Annotated in this window: 15 protein-coding genes; 7 read left to right on the top strand and 8 right to left on the bottom strand. The window is 71.0% G+C overall.

Going from position 1 to position 18,553, the window contains the following annotated elements:
* Positions 1-135 precede the first annotated feature (135 nt).
* The 3 genes from hpt (at position 136) to folE (ending at position 5,267) form a co-directional block, all read left to right on the top strand.
* Positions 136-1,944 (top strand): hypoxanthine phosphoribosyltransferase, encoded by a 1,809-nt coding sequence (hpt, locus tag FMEAI12_RS04270; RefSeq protein WP_112105041.1) that lies wholly within the window; start codon positions 136-138, stop codon positions 1,942-1,944.
* Positions 1,945-2,244: 300 nt separating this feature from the next.
* Positions 2,245-4,506, top strand: coding sequence for an ATP-dependent zinc metalloprotease FtsH (gene ftsH, locus FMEAI12_RS04265; protein ID WP_112105040.1), 2,262 nt, complete (start codon positions 2,245-2,247; stop codon positions 4,504-4,506).
* Positions 4,503-5,267, top strand: coding sequence for a GTP cyclohydrolase I FolE (folE, locus tag FMEAI12_RS04260; RefSeq protein WP_071060914.1), 765 nt, complete (start codon positions 4,503-4,505; stop codon positions 5,265-5,267). The genes ftsH and folE overlap by 4 nt, the downstream gene beginning before the upstream one ends.
* A 102-nt stretch (positions 5,268-5,369) precedes the next feature.
* Here folE and glsA read toward each other — a convergent pair whose 3' ends face one another.
* The 3 genes from glsA to FMEAI12_RS04245 all read right to left on the bottom strand — a co-directional run bounded on the left by glsA (position 5,370) and on the right by FMEAI12_RS04245 (position 8,590).
* The gene (gene glsA / locus FMEAI12_RS04255) at positions 5,370-7,169 is read right to left on the bottom strand and encodes a glutaminase A (protein ID WP_235013683.1); all 1,800 of its coding nucleotides are present in this window, start codon (positions 7,167-7,169) and stop codon (positions 5,370-5,372) included.
* A gap of 199 nt (positions 7,170-7,368) precedes the next feature.
* Positions 7,369-8,214: an ATP phosphoribosyltransferase gene (gene hisG / locus FMEAI12_RS04250; RefSeq protein ID WP_071060945.1), complete on the bottom strand. Its 846-nt coding sequence runs from the start codon at positions 8,212-8,214 to the stop codon at positions 7,369-7,371.
* A gap of 64 nt (positions 8,215-8,278) precedes the next feature.
* Positions 8,279-8,590: a phosphoribosyl-ATP diphosphatase gene (locus FMEAI12_RS04245; RefSeq protein ID WP_112105038.1), complete on the bottom strand. Its 312-nt coding sequence runs from the start codon at positions 8,588-8,590 to the stop codon at positions 8,279-8,281.
* A gap of 388 nt (positions 8,591-8,978) precedes the next feature.
* Here FMEAI12_RS04245 and FMEAI12_RS04240 point away from each other — a divergent pair, with 388 nt between their 5' ends.
* Positions 8,979-9,785, top strand: a complete 807-nt coding sequence (locus tag FMEAI12_RS04240) for a Cof-type HAD-IIB family hydrolase (RefSeq protein WP_071060907.1) — start codon at positions 8,979-8,981, stop codon at positions 9,783-9,785.
* An 18-nt stretch (positions 9,786-9,803) separates the two neighbouring features.
* On the opposite strand, the gene FMEAI12_RS04235 is transcribed toward FMEAI12_RS04240, so the two are convergent.
* The 3 genes from FMEAI12_RS04235 to FMEAI12_RS04225 form a co-directional block, all read right to left on the bottom strand.
* Entirely contained in the window at positions 9,804-10,679 is an 876-nt protein-coding gene (locus tag FMEAI12_RS04235; protein ID WP_235013682.1) for a helix-turn-helix transcriptional regulator, read from the bottom strand.
* A 96-nt stretch (positions 10,680-10,775) separates the two neighbouring features.
* Positions 10,776-10,976 (bottom strand): hypothetical protein, encoded by a 201-nt coding sequence (locus FMEAI12_RS04230; RefSeq protein WP_041253584.1) that lies wholly within the window; start codon positions 10,974-10,976, stop codon positions 10,776-10,778.
* Between the two features lie 360 nt (positions 10,977-11,336).
* On the bottom strand, positions 11,337-11,534 hold the full coding sequence (locus tag FMEAI12_RS04225; protein WP_071060904.1) for a hypothetical protein: 198 nt from the start codon (positions 11,532-11,534) through the stop codon (positions 11,337-11,339).
* Positions 11,535-12,093: 559 nt separating this feature from the next.
* On the opposite strand from FMEAI12_RS04225, the gene FMEAI12_RS04220 reads away from it, so the two are divergent.
* The 3 genes from FMEAI12_RS04220 to FMEAI12_RS04210 all read left to right on the top strand — a co-directional run bounded on the left by FMEAI12_RS04220 (position 12,094) and on the right by FMEAI12_RS04210 (position 16,682).
* Positions 12,094-13,338: a DUF4064 domain-containing protein gene (locus FMEAI12_RS04220; RefSeq protein WP_112105036.1), complete on the top strand. Its 1,245-nt coding sequence runs from the start codon at positions 12,094-12,096 to the stop codon at positions 13,336-13,338.
* Between the two features lie 246 nt (positions 13,339-13,584).
* Positions 13,585-15,156: a TldD/PmbA family protein gene (locus tag FMEAI12_RS04215; protein ID WP_112105035.1), complete on the top strand. Its 1,572-nt coding sequence runs from the start codon at positions 13,585-13,587 to the stop codon at positions 15,154-15,156.
* A complete protein-coding gene (locus FMEAI12_RS04210) occupies positions 15,153-16,682 on the top strand; it encodes a metallopeptidase TldD-related protein (RefSeq protein ID WP_112105034.1) in 1,530 nt (509 codons plus the stop codon). Before FMEAI12_RS04215 ends, FMEAI12_RS04210 begins: the two co-directional genes overlap by 4 nt.
* Positions 16,683-16,725: 43 nt before the next feature.
* On the opposite strand, the gene FMEAI12_RS04205 is transcribed toward FMEAI12_RS04210, so the two are convergent.
* Together FMEAI12_RS04205 and FMEAI12_RS04200 are read right to left on the bottom strand one after the other, a co-directional pair.
* Entirely contained in the window at positions 16,726-17,289 is a 564-nt protein-coding gene (locus FMEAI12_RS04205; RefSeq protein ID WP_083390817.1) for a bacterial proteasome activator family protein, read from the bottom strand.
* A 99-nt stretch (positions 17,290-17,388) separates the two neighbouring features.
* The gene (locus FMEAI12_RS04200) at positions 17,389-18,381 is read right to left on the bottom strand and encodes an NAD(P)H-quinone oxidoreductase (protein ID WP_112105033.1); all 993 of its coding nucleotides are present in this window, start codon (positions 18,379-18,381) and stop codon (positions 17,389-17,391) included.
* Between the last annotated feature and the right edge of the window lie 172 nt (positions 18,382-18,553).

Below are 18,553 nucleotides of genomic sequence, written 5' to 3'. Positions count from 1 at the left end.
TGAGCACGAACCCGGGCGCGTGGATGCTCCGGGTGCTCGGCACCCGCCCGTCGATGTCCGCGTGACGGTTCGGCCCGCGTGACGGTCCGGCCGACGCACGGTCCACAGCCCGCCGCGCTCGGGCGGGGCCGGGGGATGCCCGCTCCGGCCGTCGCCGCGGTGCGGCTGGCCGTCCGCGACGCGGTGGCCGACGTCCCACCCGGCGGCCTCGTCCTCGTCGCCTGTTCGGGCGGAGCGGATTCACTCGCGCTCGCCGCCGCGCTGGCCTTCGTGGCTCCCCGCCGCGCGCTGCGGGCCGGGCTCCTGACGGTGGACCACGGATGGGACGACACCTCACGACCCCGCGCCGAGGAGGTCGCCGCGAGCGGCCGGCTGCTCGGCCTGTCCCCGGTGGAGGTGCTCGCCGCACCGTCACCGAGATCCGAGGGCGCGGCCCGGGACTCGCGCCGCGCCGCGCTGCTCGCAGCCGGCGAGCGCCTGGGCGCGCACGCGGTGCTGCTCGGCCACACCCTCGACGACCAGGCCGAGACCGTCCTGCTGCGGCTCGCCCGCGGCTCGGGAGCACGGTCGCTGAGCGGCATGCCCGCCACGGACGGCGCCATCCGCCGCCCGCTGCTGCGGCTGCGGCGCGACCAGACCCGCCAGGCCTGCCAGTCTCTCGGCCTGGAGTTCTGGGACGACCCCACCAACGCCGACCCGGCCTTCGCCCGGGCCCGGACACGGTCAACCGTGCTGCCGGTGCTGGAGGCGGAGCTGGGGCCGGGCATCGCCGAGGCGCTGGCCCGCACAGCCGACCTGCTGCGGGCGGACGCGGACGCGCTCGAGGCACAGGCGGAGTCGGTCTACGCCGAGCTCGCCGGGAGCGCCGCGGATGCCACGGCGCCACGGGCACCGCGCACGCCGCTGGCGGCGGAGGCGGAGCTGGGGCCGCGGGTCGAGTTCGACGTGGCGGCCCTCGCGGGCCTGACACAGGCGTTGCGGAGCCGGGTCCTGCGCCGCGCCGCGCTGGCGGCCGGGTCGTCGGCGTCCGCGCTGCGCGCCGACCACATCTGGGCCGTCGAGGACCTGGTGACCCGCTGGCGCGGGCAGAAGCCCGTCCCGCTGCCGTCGGGGGTGCTCGCCCGCCGGACCGGTGGCAGGATCGCCCTCGTCGGCCCGGATGCACCGGTCCGTCCCGACATGCCGGCCGGTGCGGGCCACCCGGGCCGTCCCGGTGAGCGTGGCGGACCGACGTCCCGCGCCCCGGCGTCGGGCACTCTGACGCCAGGCACCCCGGCGTCGGGCGACCGAGGACCAGGCGACCCAGCACGCAACGAGGAGGACAGGCCGGTGAGCCAGGCCGCGACCGCGAAGCCCGACCACGACGGCACTTCGATCCCGGCCGGCGGGCCGCCCCGGGCGCATCCCGACATCGACGAGATCCTGGTCAGCCGGGATGAGATCGCCGCGAAGATCGCGGAGCTGGCGGCCCGCGTCGACGCGGACTACGCCGGTCGCGAGATCCTCCTGGTCGGCGTACTCAAGGGCGCCGTGATGGTGATGGCGGACCTCTCCCGGGCCCTGTCGGTGCCGATCACGATGGAGTTCATGGCCGTCTCGTCGTACGGTTCGACGACGTCGTCCTCCGGTGTGGTCCGCATCCTCAAGGATCTCGACCGGTCGATCGAGGGCCGGGACGTGCTGGTCGTCGAGGACATCATCGACTCCGGGCTGACCCTCTCCTGGCTGCTGCGGAACCTGCGGTCGCGCGGGCCGGCGTCGCTGGAGGTGCTGGCGCTGTTCCGTAAGCCCGAGGCGATCACCGTGGACGTCGACGTCCGCTATGTCGGGTTCGACATCCCGAGTGCCTTCGTCGTGGGCTACGGCCTGGACTACGCCGAGCACTATCGGACCCTGCCGTTCGTAGGCACCCTCACGCCCGAGGCGATCGCCCGGCGCGCCTGACGGGCCGCGAGGCGGGGATCCGTCCCCCGGTCAGGCCCGGCCACGACACGGGTTCCGGGGAGGTCACGGGCCGGTTCACCCGAGTCAGGCGGGGCCGGCACCGCTGATCGGCAGGTGTCCGGTAGCCCGCCGGTACGTCCCCGAGGGCCGTTACGGAACAGTGCGGCCCCCCGGTCCGTTGCTCGGATGTACGCGCGGTGAGATGCGCGTGCCGGCGGTACCCTCGGCACAAGGGAATCCCGATCGAGGGCAGCACACACGGCAGGAGGGTGGAACGCTTGTGTCCGGCGTTCCAGACAGATGACTCCAAGAAGAATCTTCCGCGGCTGGGTACCTCTGCTGCTCCTGGTCCTCTTCGTGATCATCCTCACGACGGGCGTGCTGTCCGGACCGAGTGAGTATCAGAAAGCAGACCTGAGCTTCGTACAGCAGCAGATCGACCAGAGCGCCGGAGCAAAACCCGAGACCAGGGTCGTCGATGCGACGATCCAGGACTCCAAGCAGATCATCCGGATCGAGCTGGGGAACGGCAAGAAGTACGAGTCGTCCTTCGCCACCGAGCAGGCCCTGGTCCTCGCCAACGAGCTCAAGCAGCAGAACATCAAGTACAACGTCTCCGTCGACCGCGGGAACGTCCTCGTCTCGCTGCTACTCAACCTGCTCCCCGTGCTGTTGATCGTGTTCCTGCTGCTGTTCTTCATGAACCAGATGCAGGGCGGCGGCAACCGCGTCATGAACTTCGGCAAGTCCAAGGCGAAACTGGTCAGCAAGGACACACCCAAGACCACGTTCGCGGATGTCGCCGGCTCGGACGAGGCGATCGAGGAGCTCCAGGAGATCAAGGAGTTCCTCGAGAACCCGGGCAAGTTCCAGGCAATCGGCGCCAAGATCCCCAAGGGCGTCCTGCTCTACGGGCCGCCCGGCACCGGCAAGACGCTGCTCGCCCGCGCCGTCGCAGGTGAGGCGGGCGTCCCGTTCTACTCGATCTCCGGCTCCGACTTCGTCGAGATGTTCGTCGGCGTCGGCGCGAGCCGGGTCCGCGACCTGTTCGAGCAGGCCAAGGCGAACGCGCCCGCGATCATCTTCGTGGACGAGATCGACGCCGTCGGCCGGCACCGCGGGGCGGGCCTGGGCGGTGGCCACGACGAGCGCGAGCAGACCCTCAACCAGCTCCTGGTCGAGATGGACGGGTTCGACGTGAAGGGCGGCGTCATCCTGATCGCCGCGACCAACCGGCCCGACATCCTCGACCCGGCCCTGCTGCGTCCCGGCCGGTTCGACCGCCAGATCGTGGTCGACCGCCCCGACCTGCTCGGTCGCGAGGCGATCCTGAAGGTCCACGCCAAGGGCAAGCCGATCAGCTCGGACGTCGACATGCTGATCATCGCCCGGCGCACCCCCGGCTTCACCGGCGCGGACCTGGCGAACGTGCTCAACGAGGCGGCGCTGCTCGCCGCGCGGTCGGACGTCCGGTTCATCTCGTCGGCGCTGCTCGAGGAGTCGATCGACCGGGTCATGGCCGGGCCGGAGCGCAAGACCCGCGCGATGAGCGACCGGGAGAAGAAGCGGATCGCCTACCACGAGGGCGGTCATGCCCTGGTGGCGCACGCGCTCCCCAACGCCGACCCGGTTCACAAGATCACGATCCTGCCGCGTGGCCGGGCGCTCGGGTACACGATGCAGCTCCCCCTGGAGGACAAGTACCTGTCGACCAGGTCGGAGATGCTCGACCGGCTCGCCGTCCTCCTCGGCGGGCGCACCGCGGAGGAGCTCGTCTTCCACGAGCCGACCACCGGGGCCAGCGACGACATCGAGAAGGCGACCCAGATCGCCCGCGCGATGATCACCCAGTACGGCATGAGCGACAAGCTCGGCGCGATCAAGTTCGGCAGCGAGTCCGGTGAGGTCTTCCTCGGCCGCGACATGGGCCACCAGCGCGACTACTCCGAGGAGGTCGCGAGCGAGATCGACGACGAGGTGCGCCGGCTGATCGAGGCCGCGCACGACGAGGCCTGGGAGATCCTGGTCACCTACCGGGACGTCCTCGACAACCTCGTCCTGCGGTTGATGGACACCGAGACCCTGAGCAAGGACGACGTGCTCGAGGTCTTCGCCACTGTCCAGAAGCGCCCCAGCCGTGGTTCGTACACCGGCGTGGGACGGCGCATCCCGTCGGACCGACCGCCGGTGCAGACCCCGGCCGAGCTGGGTCTCGTCCCGTCCAAGGTCTCTGACCTGGTGAAGGGCAACGGCGGGCCGGCCGGCCATGCCACGAACGGCGGCGGCACGAACGGCGGCGGTTCGGCGAACGGCGGTGGGGTGAGCGGCGGCAACGGCACTGCGGGCCACCCCCGCCCGGCAGGCCAGGCCGACCCGGGCACCGCCGGAGGTCCCGCGGGCCTCGGGCACGGCGACCCCGCGCAGAGCGGGCCCGGACACAGCGCCCCGAGCCCGGCCCACGGCACACCCCCGCCGGGATCCCCGCCACCGGAAGGCCCCCGGATCGCGAACCCCTGGGCACCGCCCACCTGGGACAACGATGACGACAGGAGACGCCGTTGACCTCCGATTCCGACCAGGCGCAGACCATCGTGCGACAGGCCGGTGAGCTGAACGCGGGCTCCTCCGGGCTGGACCAGGGCGTCTCGCCGGGATCGGCCACCGAGAGCAACGTCTCGGACAACGTGACCGACGCGAAGGGCGCCGGCAGCGGCATCGAGGCGCGGCGGCGGCTGAAGCGGCCGGAGATGGTTCGGCCCTTCGACCACGAGCGGGTCGCCCGGGCCGTCCGTGAGTTGCTGATCGGCATCGGCGAGGACCCGGACCGCGAAGGCCTACGCAAGACCCCGGACCGCGTCGCGCGCGCCTACCAGGAGGCGGTCGAAGGCCTCGGCCGGGACCCGGCGGAGGTCCTGACCACGGTCTTCGACGAGGGCCACGACGAGATGGTGCTGGTCCGCGACATCGACTTCTCGTCGCTGTGCGAGCACCACCTCGTGGTCTTCGCCGGCAAGGCACACGTGGCCTACATCCCGAACGAGAAGGGGCAGATCACCGGCCTGTCCAAGCTGGCCCGGCTGGTCGACCTCTACGCCCGCCGGCCGCAGGTCCAGGAGCGCCTCACCTCTCAGGTCGCCGACGCACTCGTCGACGTCCTCGACCCGCGGGGCGTCATGGTCGTCGTCGAGGCGGAGCACCTCTGCATGTCGATGCGCGGTGTCCGCAAGCCGGGGGCGACCACGGTGACCTCGGCGGTGCGCGGCCAGTTCCTGAGCCCGGCCACCCGCAGCGAGGGAATGTCGCTGATCATTCGGGGTCGCTGACCCCCGGTCCGAGCCCGGACTCGTTCCGGGCTCGGGCACCCGGCTCGCAGTCGTTCCGGGCTCGGCTCGCGCCCGCAGGCGGCAGGCCAGGCCCGGAGGCACTCACTCTTCGAGCGACTGGATCTCCCGGGTCGCTCGGCGCAGCTGTGCCGAGAGACTGCGCGCGATCGCGCGCACCAGCGCGTTGTAGACGTCTGGATGCTCGCGCACCAGGGTGTCGAACGCCGCGACCGAGAGCACCTCGCAGGTCATGGTCTCCGCGACGACGATCCGGGTGGAACGCCGGCCGCCGTCGACGAGTGCCAGCTCACCGAAGGCACTGCCCGCTGGAACCGAGCTGAGCCGGAACCAGCGCGTCCCGTCCGCGTTCGGCGCCTGCGCGTTCGCCAGGCCCCTGGTGACGAAGTAGAGCGCGTCCGCCGGATCTCCCTCGTCGAAGACCGTCGCGCCGCGTTCGTAGGTGCGTCGTTCGCACATCGCGCCGATGACCCGGGTGCCCTCCTTGCCGAGATCGGTGAGCAGTTCCTGCGCACCGAGCGGGACGTGCGCGGTCGGCGGGAGGGTCGCGAGGTCCTCGCGCATCAGCAGCGCCTCCTCCGCCCATTCGAGCGCGGTCTCCAGATCGGCAACGCGCTGCGTGCTCCAGTCCCCCCGCATCAGGCGGTCGACGCCCGGAAGCCCACGCGGGTCGGCGAACAGGACGTTGACATCCCGGCTGGCCAGCTCGTCGAGCAGCACCCGCAGGAGCTCGAGGGCGGGCTCCCGGACGGCGGCCACCCGGCGCAGGTCGAGCACCACCCAGCGGACGTCGTCCAGGTGCTGGCGGACGGTGCGCACAACCCGCTCCGCGCTGGCGAACACCAGATCGCCCTGCAGCTCGTGGATGACGATCGCGGAACCCCGTACGGCGAGGACGGCCCGTTCGCGCGCGCCTCGCATCCGCTTCGAGCTCAGCGCGTCGCCACGGTGCGTGCCCCGTACCGGGTGCGGCGGTTCTCCCTGCGGGGCAAGGAGATGCAGTGCGAACCGGGAGGCCAGCCGCTCGCAGGCGCGCACGCCGCGGACGCTGTTGCCCACCTCGTCGAGCGGCGGGCTGAAGACGCCGATCCCGAGCTGCCCGGGCAGCACCGCGCACACTCCTCCGGCGACCCCGCTCTTCGCGGGCAGGCCCACCCGGAACAGCCAGGTTCCCGCCCGGTCGTACATGCCGCAGGTCGCCATGACGGTCAGCACATGGTTGACGTGCTCCTCGTTCAGGACGCGCTCGCCGGTCAGCGGGTTCACCCCGCCGCGGGCGAGGGTGCCGGCCATCACCGCGAGGTCCGCCGCGGTGACCTCCACGGCGCACTGCCGGAAGTAGACCTCGCAGATCTCGTCCACCGGCCCCCGCAGCGCCCCCGCGCCACGCATCAGGTAGCCGATCGCACGGTTTCGATCACCGGTGTCCCGCTCGGAGGCGAAGACCCGCTCATTCACGGTCAACTGCCTGCCCGCGAACGCCGACAGACCCGTCAGGACACGGTCGAAACGCTCGGCCGCGTCACCGCCGCCCACCAGGCTGGAGGTGAGCAGCGCCCCGGCGTTCACCATCGGGTTCAGCGGACGGCCGGTCTCCGGCTCGAGCGTGATCGCGTTGAAGGCGTCACCGGTCGGCTCGACCCCGACCCTGGCCAGCACACCATCGGTCCCGCGGTCGCGCAGGGCCAGCGCGTAAACGAACGGCTTCGACACCGACTGGATCGTGAACGGGACGTCGCTGTCGCCCGCCCGGTAGCGCAGCCCGTCCATCGTCGTGACGGCGAGGCCGAACAGGTCCGGGTCCGCGGTCGCGAGCTCGGGGATGAAGCTGGCGACCTTCCCGGACCGGTCGGTGCGGAAAGCCTCATGGATGTCCGCAAGCATCCGCTCCATCGGACCGGCGTCCGGTGCTCGTAGACGGGAGTCCTTGGCTGTCCGTGCGTTCCCGCCCGCGCGCATGGATCGATGAAAACACGAACATCGCGCGGACGTGGCCGGACGAACCAGCGCCAGCCGGCCAGGCGCGACAGCCAGCGCCGAGGCGCGGCCGGCGCTCGCGGCACGGCCGTCAGTGGGCCGAGCGCTACAGCCGGCAGGCCTGGATACCGGAGACCAGGATCCCGCGCGCGCCGAGATCCCACAGGTCGTCCATGGTGCGGTTGACGTCGGCCTTCAGGACCATCGCCCGGACCGCGACCCAGCCCTCCCGCTGCAGCGGGGAGATCGTCGGGGATTCGTAGCCCGGGGTGATCTCGCAGGCCTTCTCCAGCACGGAGGAGGGCACGTCGTAGTCCATCATCACGTACCGCCGGGCCACCAGGACGCCCTGCACCCGGCGCAGCAGCCGCTCGTGAGCAGCCGACAGATCCGCCCCGCGCTTGGCGATCATGATTGCCTCGGAGCGCAGCACCGACTCGCCGACGAGCTCGAGCCCGGCCGCCCGCAGGGTCCGCCCGGTCTCGACGACGTCGGCCACCGCGTCCGCCACGCCGAGCCGCACGGCGGTCTCGACGGCGCCGTCCAGCTTGACGATCTGGACCGAGATGCCGCGCCCGGCGAGGTCGGTACGCACCAGGCCGGGAAACGACGTGGCGACCCGCAGCCCGTCAAGCTCCTTGATGTCGCTCATGGTGCCGGCCGGCGCCGCGTAGTGGAACGCCGACTGGCCGAACCCGAGGGGCACCAGCTCCTGCGCCGACGTGTTGCTGTCGACGAGGAGATCACGGCCGGTGATGCCGAGATCGAGCCGGCCGGTGCCGACGTACACGGCGATGTCACGCGGACGCAGAAAGAAGAACTCGATGTCGTTCTCGACGTCGGCCACCACCAGCTCGGCGGACTCCCGCCGCGCGAGGTAACCCGCGTCGCACAGCAACTGGCTGGAGGCCGCCGCGAGCCCGCCCTTGTTCGGAACCGCAATACGCAGCATCATCAACACTCGCCAAAGGCACGGAGGGCCGCAAAGCGGACGACCACGGAAAGGCAGGACCTACTCACAGGTGCGAGTATACGTCGTCCAGGGAAAGGCCCAGGGAAATCATCATCAGCTGGCTCCAGTAGAGGAGCTGGGAGAGTTCCTCGGCAGCCCGCTCCCGACTCTCGTGCTCGGCGGCCATCCACGTCTCGGCGGCCTCCTCGACGAGCTTCTTGCCGAGATGGTGCACGCCCAGGTCGAGCGCGGCGACAGTACCGGAGCCCGGTGTCCGCTCACGCCATTTCCCGCCGAGCTCGGCAAAGAGTTCGTCAAATGTTTTTCTCTCGCGGCCTGTTCTCGCGCCACGAGGTGATCCGACGACAGACGGCAACGGTGGGGTTCCACCCGGCGTACCACCGGCCTGGCCACCGGCGGCCGCGGACTCCCCTCCCGGGACGCCCCCGCCACTCCCGCCGTCGGTGCCCCCCGCGCCGCCGGTAACGGGCGAACGAGACGCCTCGGACGCGTCGGAGAAGGCCATGTCCGCATGCTACCCGCAGTGGCGGGGGCGACAGCCGGCAACGATCATCGGTGTGCGCCACCGTGTCAGGCGCCGTTGATCTCCGATATCCGGCTCGTCGGCGGTGTCCGGGAACGGGATCATCCCCGGCGGAGATCCGGTTCCCCGCGCCCGGGACACCGTTCGCCCGCGACACCGTTCGGGACATGAGGACGACACCGGCACAGTCCTCTCGGACGATGGTGTCCCATCCCGGTGAATGGTTGACTGGTTACTTGTGTCCCGTCCCGTTCTCGTCGCCACCGACCTGGACGGAACCCTGATCCGCACCGACGGCACCGTCTCCGACCGGACCAGAGACGCCCTGCGACAGGTCGAGAACTCCGGCTCCACGGTCGTGTTCGTCACCGGCCGTCCCACCCGGGTGATGGCGGACGTCGTCCGGCAGACCGCGGTCTCGGGCCTCGCCATCTGCGCGAACGGCGCACTCGTCTACGACCTCGACACCGGCGTTCCGGTAAGCCAGACGATTCTGGAGACGCCCGCGGCGTTGAAGCTGGCCGCCGCGATCCGGGCAGCGGTACCCGACGCCACCTTCGCGGTGGAGAGCGGTGTGCGATTCGGCCGCGAACCCGATTTCCTGACCATGTGGCCGGATCCGGGCGAACTGGTCGCCGGTTTCCACGAGCTGCTCGAGCACCTGCCTGCGACGAAGCTGCTGGTCCGCCGGGGCGGCGCGTCGCTGGCCGACGTGTACGAGACGGTCGTCGCCCTGGCCGGAACCGAGGCGGTCGTCACGACGTCCAGTCACGACCTGATCGAGATCGCCGGCCCGGGGGTGTCGAAGGCCGTCGCGCTGGCTGAACTGGCGAGCGAGCGCGGTGTGCTCGCCGCCGAGGTGGTCGCGTTCGGCGACATGCCCAACGACCTGCCCATGTTCGCCTGGGCCGGGCACGCGGTCGCCGTCGCCAACGCCCATCCGGACGTCCTCGCCGCCGCCGACGAGATCACCGCGTCGAACGACGACGACGGTGTCGCTCAGGTACTGGAACGACTGTTTTCCTGAAACGACGGGCCGGCCGGGTCAGCCGTCGCCCCTCGGCCGGGCCAGGTCGGCGTACAGGGTCTTGTACCGCGAGAGGATCGGCTCCAGATCGTCCACGCCGCGGCTGGCGTACTGGTCGAAGAAGCGCGTGTAGAAGTCGACGCTTTTCCGGTCACGCAGGATCGTGGCGTCCATCGACTCCGCCAACACGACGTTGTCGTCCAGGATGGTGAACCCCTGCATAGGCGGGTAACCGAGATCAGCTGTGTCCGGAACCACTTTCACGGTCACGTTGGCGAGCTGGGCGACGGCCTCGACCCTGTCGACCTGAGCCAGCATGGCGCCCGGGGGTGCGAACCTGTTCCGGAAAACCGTCTCGAATATTACGAACTCAAATTCTCGACTCGGGTCGTATAAGAGTTCTTGACGGCGCGCACGCAGTGACACCGTCGCTGCGGTATCAGCCCATTTACTCTCCGCGTCCCCGTGCGTGAGACCGAAGTACTCATTGATTACCCGTCGAGTGTATTCACCGATCTGGAGCAGGCCGGGTATCAGGATCGGTTCCAGATTCCGGATCCGATGCGCTCGCGTTTCCTCGGCGGAGAAGTCCTGCTGACCGACAGTGCCTCTGCGGGCGGGACCACGGGTCGTGCCGGCATGGTCCTGATCCGCACCCGCCTGGTCGACGAGGCTGGCGACAAGGGCCTGCGGCGCGTCCAGGGCGACGGCAATGCGCTCCACGTCGGCGGGGGACGGCCGCGCGACACCCCGCTCGATCTTCGAGATCTTCGCCTGGCTCATGTGCACCAGCGCTCCCAGCCGCTCCCCGGTCAGCCCCCGCTCACCGCGCAGCCGAGCAAGGACGACGCCCACCGGCTCCCTGCCAGAAAGATCGCTACCGCGCTCAGTCATTTCCTTCGTCCGCCATCGGGACGCCCGGGAGGCAGGCGGTGCCGGGTCGGTGTCGCTCGCCGAGCCCAGCACCGACCGACATCGAGCCTGTCCTCGCTATATTCCTGTCGGGAGCGAATCCGCGGCGCGGAGCAGCAGCTCACGTGGGATCCGGACCCGGGCTTCCCCATCCGGGGGATCCTCGTGCGACCTCTGCTGCGGGAACACCCAGCCCTGGACGACGACGTCACCGTCGTCCGTAACGTAGATCGTCGGACAGGCGCCCCCGTTGCAGGTGGCCACAGGCACGAGTTTCATTCGCTACCTTCCCCCCTCGCGCACGCGATCTACGCGAGTGTGCTGAGACTAGCAGGGTCGGAACAGGAATAACCTGCGACTCTGCGGACTATGACGGGCACCCGGAATACTACGGCGGTCGCGGACCGGCCTGGCCCGCCGTGGACGACGCCCGCGACGCGTCCCTCGACGGCCCGCACATAGATCACCATTGGCGCAATCAGCGCTGGTCACGGACCCCCAAACACGATTGACACGCCGCAACGGACCTACCTCGGTCCAATCGACGCAGTAACCTGCCGGCGGTGGTGCGGTGCGGCGTCAGCGGTCGTCCGGTGGCCCGGTTCCAGCGTGGCGACGGAGGCAGGCGCCCGGCGCGGCCTAGGCGCCCAGGCTCCGTACGGCGGCGATCAGAAGCTCCCGTGGGATCTCCACGAGATGCTCACCCGGAGCCAGTTCGACCTCCGCCTCATCAGCGGAGACGCCAGGCCCCTGGACGGCGATCGTGCCGGCTTCGGTCAGATACAGCCGAGGACAGGAGCCCGCTCCACACGCGGGCGTGAGTGGGGTCATACGCATCCGGTCCGACCTCTCTTCGCGCGCCCCCGGCCACCGCCACCGACAAATCAGGCGTGGCGTGGCGCAGCCCGGACGGACTCGCCGTCCGTTACGACGGGATCGTTGAACCGAGTAGACCACAACAGCGCACCACACTCACGGACTGCGACGGCCGACGGATCCGTACCTCTCACCCGAAAGCACCCAGAATCATAAAAATAGGACAAGAAGTAGTCATACAACTACCCGATGTTGACAGAAACGGGCATTGGACGGGATTCGCGAAAACTCGCCGATTATTCCGGCTTAAGTACTTGCGATTCGCGGCCAGGACGGTCACGATTCGTGTAGGTCCTGGCGGTGGCCAGGACCTCAAGGTCCTCCCGCACCCGAGGAGGTGCATGGATGTCTGGCACGGGGGCATGGCCATCCACCGAACCACGATTGTCAACGCGGCCGTGGTCCCCTTCGTTCACGCCTGTCCAACCATGTGCGACGCGCCGGAGCATGCTTTCGCGGCCCATTCGAGGGGCTCGCCTGGAGCCAGACCGCGCTGACACAGGGCTGCGGGCGGTGTGAGATGACCGCGCTCACATCCATTGAGTCAGGAACTGAGATCCCAGTCGGGGACCTCGTCGTCATCGGTGTGGCGCTCACCGTCGTCGCCGCCTGCCTCGGCAGGCTCCGCGCCGCATTCATCCTCGGCATTCCGACACTGCTGCTCGCGGGCATCGCGTCGATACTCGGCTGGTTGCTCGGCGGCACGGCCGACAGCGGCAACACAGTCCCGCCGCCGGCGCGGAGCCTGTCCCCCGAGGCCACCGCCGGCGCCGCACCCGGCGGCGGCACGCACTGGGGCGCTTTCTTCCTGACCGTGCTCGGCGCGGTGCTCATCATCCTCGGTACGGTTGTGTGGGCAAGCTGGTCCAGGCGACACGGCGAGCGGTTCGAAAACGGGAACGAGACCGGGCCGGTTCCGCGCCCGGATCCCACCGCGCTGCGGTGGACACACTCCGACCTCCCCGTGTCCCTGTCGGAGCTGGACGACGACTTTTACCCCGATCTACCCGTCCAGCACCAGACGCCGCCGGACCTGAACGCATGGGCGCCGGAAACCGCACCTGCCGATGGCAGGGAGAGCACGATGGGCGGGCCCGGCCAACCGCGGAGCCGGCGGAATCACCGGGACCAGCCGACCGACCCGTTCTTCGAGAACATCGCGGCCCGCATCGACCGGATCGTCGGCCTGTATCTGAACGCGGTGACGCCCCGGCCCGGTCGTCCGGCCCGCGTCGATCTGCTTGCGCCGGACGCCCAGTACTTCGTCAGTGCACTGACCACAACACTGGACCTGTTCGGTGGCACGGCCCCGGCCGATCGGATGGAACCGCTCGTCGAAGCCGTCCGCGAGGTGGAACGTCGGTGGGACGCCGTCATCGGAACCCGGATCGGGCCGAACACGCCGGACGAGGCCGAGACGGCCAGGGCGCCGTCGGCGGCCCCACCCCGACCGGCCCCGGGACGCCCGGCCCGCGATACCGAAAGCACCGACGAGCACGCCGACGTGCCACGCCCCACGGCAGCGTCGAAGCACCGGCTGCGGATACCGCCACGGCCCGCGCCTCCCCCACGGCCCGCGCTCCCGCTGGTGCCCGGCGGCGCGAACAGCGACGGCGACCGGCGCCGCCGCAGGCTGCCGGGCGAGCATCCCGCGAGGAACCACCGAATCCGCCCGGAGCTCGACCGACCGGCGGAACCCGACGAGCCCGACGGGCCCAGCAGCCCTCGCGAGTCCGACCGGCCCGACCGGCCCGACCGCACCTGATCGCTTCCGATCGCCCGGTCGGCCCGGCCACGGGCCCACGGCGACCCATCCGAATCGCGTCGACATCTGATGTCGGCGCCCGCGCGTCTCCGGGTCGGCCTCAGCTCGGGGGGAGGCCGACCCGGAGACCCACTCGCGTGCCCCTTTGTGGCTCTGTCACCGGCTTCGGTACCCCCGGCGACGCGGATCCCGGGTGGAGTCGCATGCGACGGCACTGCCGACAGTCGGGGAGGCCAGGATAGGAGCATGGCGACCTCCGTTCCCCGGGATCCGGCCGAGCCGGCCCTGCCGCCGCACGAGATCGACGAGGAGTTCCGCGCGCTGCCCACCGCGGCCCTCACCGACGCCGCACTCCAGGCCGCCCGAGACCTGGGTGCCGCCCACGCCGACATCCGGATCGAACGTCTCAAGGAGTCGTCGCTGTCGTTCCGCGACGCCGGCCTGGAGAGCCGTTCGGACGGTGTCACCGCGGGCTTCGCCGTCCGCGTCGTCCACGACGGGACCTGGGGCTTCGCCGCCGGTGTGGATCTGACCGTGGACGAGGCCGTGCGGGTCGCCCGGGAGGCCGTCGCCATGGCGAAGGTGGCGCGGCCGCTGAACTCCGAGCCGGTCGAGCTGGCCGACGAGCCCGTCCACGCCGACGCGACCTGGGTCTCCAGCTACGCCACGGACCCGTTCTCGGTCGATCCGCGCGACCAGGTCGAGCGGATCGGCGGGCTGTGCCGGTCGCTGTACTCCGCCGAGGACGTCGATCACGTCGACGGACGGTTCGCCGCCGTCATGGAGAACAAGTTCTACGCCGACACCGCCGGGACGGACACCACCCAGCAGCGGGTCCGCGTGCTCTGCCAGCTCGAGGCGACCCGGGTCGACCCGGCGGGTGGCTTCGAGTCCATGCGCACCATCGCGCCTCCGGCCGGCCGCGGCTGGGAGTGGATGGTCAGCGGCCCGGCGGCCGGCTGCTGGGACTGGGAGTCCGAGATCGAGCTCATCCCCTCGCTGCTGGCAGAGAAGGCGAAGGCGTCGTCGGTGGAACCGGGGCGCTACGACCTGGTTATCGACCCGTCGAACCTGTGGCTGACGATCCACGAGTCGGTCGGGCACGCCACCGAGCTCGACCGGGCTCTCGGCTACGAGGCCGCTTACGCCGGGACCTCCTTCGCCACGCTCGACAAGCTCGGGTCGCTGCGCTACGGATCACCGGCGATGACCGTGACCGGCGACCGGACGGCACCGCACGGCCTGGCCAGCATCGGCTACGACGACGAGGGCGTGCAGACCCGCCGCTGGGACATCGTCCGCGACGGTGTCCTGGTCGGCTACCAGCTCGACCGGCGGATGGCGGCGCAGAACGCGTCCGCGCTCGGCGTGGACCGCTCCAACGGCTGCGCCTTCGCGGACTCCCCCGGGCATGTACCGCTCCAGCGGATGGCGAACGTCTCACTGCTCCCCGCGCCCGGCGGGCCGTCCACGGAGGACCTGATCGGCCGGGTCGACCGGGGGATCTACGTGGTCGGCGACCGAAGCTGGTCGATCGACATGCAGCGCTACAACTTCCAGTTCACCGGGCAGCGGTTCTACGAGATCCGCAAGGGCCGGATCGTCGGCCAGCTGCGCGACGTCGCCTACCAGGCGACCACCACGGACTTCTGGGGCTCGCTGGACGCCGTCGGCGGCCCCGAGACCTACGTGCTGGGCGGGGCGTTCAACTGTGGCAAGGGCCAGCCCGGCCAGGTCGCGGCGGTCAGCCACGGCTGCCCGTCGGCGCTGTTCCGCGACGTCAACATCCTGAACACGCGCCGCGAGGGCGGCCGATGAGCGAGGGGCTCCCGGTGACGGGCACGACACAGGCGATCCGTGCTTCGCACGAGATCGTCGAACGGGCGCTGGAGCTGTCCCGCGCGGACGGCGCGATCGTGATCGCCAGCGAGTCGAGCACGGTGAACCTGCGCTGGGCGAACAACACGCTCACCACGAACGGTGCCGCGCGTGACCGCTCCGTGACCATCATCAGCGTGGTCGGGCGCTCGTTCGGGGTGCGCTCCACCTCGACGGTGGACGGGCCGGGCGGCGGGGCCGATCTGGCGGGCCTGGAGGCGCTGGTCCGCGCCTCCGAGGCGGCCGCACGCGAATCAGACGACGCCGAGGACTACAGCGACCTGGTCGTGCCTGCGGCGGCGGCGGTCGGCGGCCGGTCCTTCACCGATCCGGCCGAGCGGACCAGCAGCGACGTGTTCGCCTCCTTCGCCGGCGACCTGGCCGAGGCGTTCGGCGCGGCGCGGGCGGAGGGCCGGCGCCTGTTCGGTTTCGCCGAGCACGACCACACCACGACCTGGCTCGGGACGTCGACCGGCCTGCGGCTGCGGCACAGCCAGCCCACCGGCTCGGTGGAGTGGAACGCGAAGAGCGCCGCCCCCGGTGGCTCCGTGTGGCACGGGCAGTCCACCCAGGACTTCACCGATGTGGACGTCGCCGCGACCGACGCGCGTCTGCGGGCTCGGCTGCGCTGGTGCGACCGGTCGGTGGAGCTGCCGGCCGGTCGGTACGAGACGCTTCTCCCCCCCTCCGCCGTCGCCGACCTCATGGTCTACCTGTACTGGTCGGCGGCCGGGCGGGACGCCGCCGAGGGACGCACGGTGTTCAGCCGCGCCGGCGGCGGGACGCGCGTGGGCGAGGCGCTCGGCCCCGCCGGCCTGCGCCTGTGGAGCGACCCCAGCGCGGCGGGCCTGACGACCGCGCCGTTCGTGACGGCTGGTGCGTCCTCTGCGACCTCGAGTGTCTTCGACAACGGGCTGCCGCTGGGACCGACCGACTGGATCCGGGACGGTCGTCTCAACGCGCTTGTCCAGACCCGCTCGTCGGCGCGCGCCGCGAGCCTGGCCGCCCCGGCCGCCGCGCCGAACGGCACCAGCAACAGCTCCGGCAACGGCATCAGCGCCGGCGCGGCCGGCCTCGCCGGTCAGGGCATCGCCGTGACCCCCTTCGTCGACAACCTGCTCCTCGACGGCGGCGGCACCGCCACCCTGGACGAGATGATCACCTCGACGCGGCGCGGCCTGCTCCTGACCTGCCTGTGGTACATCCGGGAGGTCGACCCTCAGGTCCTGCTACTCACCGGCCTCACCCGGGACGGCGTCTTTCTCATCGAAAACGGTGAGGTCGTCGGGGCGGTCAACAACTTCCGGTTCAACGAGTCGCCGGTGGACCTGCTGGGCCGCATCGCCGAGATCGGTGCCAGCACGCGGACGATGCCGCGGGAGTGGGCCGACTGGTTCACGCTGGCCAGAATGCCCGCGCTGCGGATTCCGGACTTCAACATGAGCTCGGTGAGCCCGGCGAGCTGACCCGCCCGACGCCGGCACCAGGCGGGTGCCGGCGTCGCCGGCGTCAGAGGTAGGCGCCGCCGAACGGCTCGTTGTCGCCCTGCTGCTGCCCGCTGGGCAGAGCCCGGCGACGCATCTCCTCGAGCTGCGCCCGCGCCGCCATCTGCTGGGCGAACAGCGCGGTCTGCAACCCGTGGAAGAGCCCCTCGAGCCAGCCGACGAGCTGCGCCTGGGCGATCCGCAGCTCCCCGTCGGAGGGGGTCGCGTCCTCGTCGAACGGCAGCGACAGGCGGTCGAGCTCCGCGCGTAGCTCCGGGGCGAGCCCGTCCGAGAGCTCGGTGATCGAGCTCTGGTGGATCTGCCGGAGCCGAACGCGGCTGGCGTCGTCGAGCGGTGCGGCCCGCACCTCCTCGAGCAGCTGCTTGATCATGGTGCCGATCCGCATGACCTTGTCCGGCTGGGACACCATGCCGGCGAAGGGGTTCTTGCCCTCGCCCGGCCCATCAGCGCCGGCCCGCCCGCCGTGCCCCGCGGAGGGCGTGAGCGGGACGCCTACCGCGCCGGGGGCCTCCTGCAGGGCGCCGTCCGGGCCGACGACGACGACACGGGGTTCCGGTTGGTCTGTCATGCCCACCATCCTGCCCTCCTGGTCGGACGAATCCATCCGGTGGCACGGCGAACATCTCGTCCGGTCACGGCAGTTCACCCCGGCGGCCGAACCGCCGGCTCAGCCGCCCACCGTCATGACGACCTTGCCCACATGCCCGGACTCCTCCAGCACCCGGTGGGCCATGGCGACCTCGGTTATCGGCAGGACACGGTCGATCACTGGCCGGATCCGCCCGGCGGCGACCTCCGGCCAGAACTCCTCGCGCACGCCCGCGACGATCCGGGCCTTCTGCGCGTCCGGACGGGCGCGCAGCGAGAGCGCGTGCACGCTGGCCCGCTTGGGGAGCAGGGCCCCCAGGTTCAGGGTGCCCTTGGTTCCGCCCTGTAGCCCGATCACGACGAGGCGGCCCTCGGTCGCCAGCAGGTCCACGTTGCGCTCCAGGTACGACGCGCCCATGTTGTCGAGAATGACGTCGGCGCCGTGGCCGCCGGTCTCCGCCCGCACCCGGGCGACGAAATCCTCGTCCCGGTAGGCGACCGTGATGTGCGCGCCGAGCTCGCGGCAGCGGACGAGCTTCTCCGCGCTGCCCGCCGTCGTGGCGACCACCGCGGACGGGCGCAGCGCCCGCACAGCCTGGATCGCGAAGGTGCCGATGCCGGACGCGCCGCCGTGGACGAGAAAGACCTCGCCGTCCGCCAGGGCCGCGCGTTCGAAGACCGTGGAGTGCACGGTGCACGCGACCTCGGGCAGGCCCGCGGCATGGATGAGGTCGACCCCGGAGGGAACCGGCAGCAGCTGGGCCGCCGGGACATTGACCTGGGTCGCGTATCCCCCGCCCACCAGCAACGCGCACACCTCGTCACCCAGGGCGAAACCGTCGACCCCGGGGCCCAGCGCGGCCACCCGGCCGGAGCACTCCATCCCGATGATCTCGGTCGCGCCGCGGGGCGGGGGATAGAAGCCCTGCCGCTGCAGCAGATCCGCCCGGTTGACGGCCGTCGCCACGATGTCGACGGTGACCTCACCGTTGCCGGGCGGCGGGAGGTCGGGCACCTCCGACCAGCTCATGACGTCGGGTCCACCGGGAGCGCTCACCGTCACCGCATGCACGGACCTCACTGTACGGCGCGGGCCGGGTGCGCCGGCGCGAGCTCAGACCTAAATCCGCCAGTAGCTGGTGATGTTGAGGGTTTGTAGATGGCTGGAACGTGAGCGGGTGCCTGCCGTGCAGGGAGAATCGGGGTTACCACACCAACCGATGGCTTCCTGACGAGAGGCACCC

The organism is Parafrankia sp. Ea1.12, assembly GCF_900465275.1.
Lineage (GTDB): Bacteria > Actinomycetota > Actinomycetes > Frankiales > Frankiaceae > Parafrankia > Parafrankia soli.
This window is presented reverse-complemented; position numbering and strand designations above follow the sequence as displayed.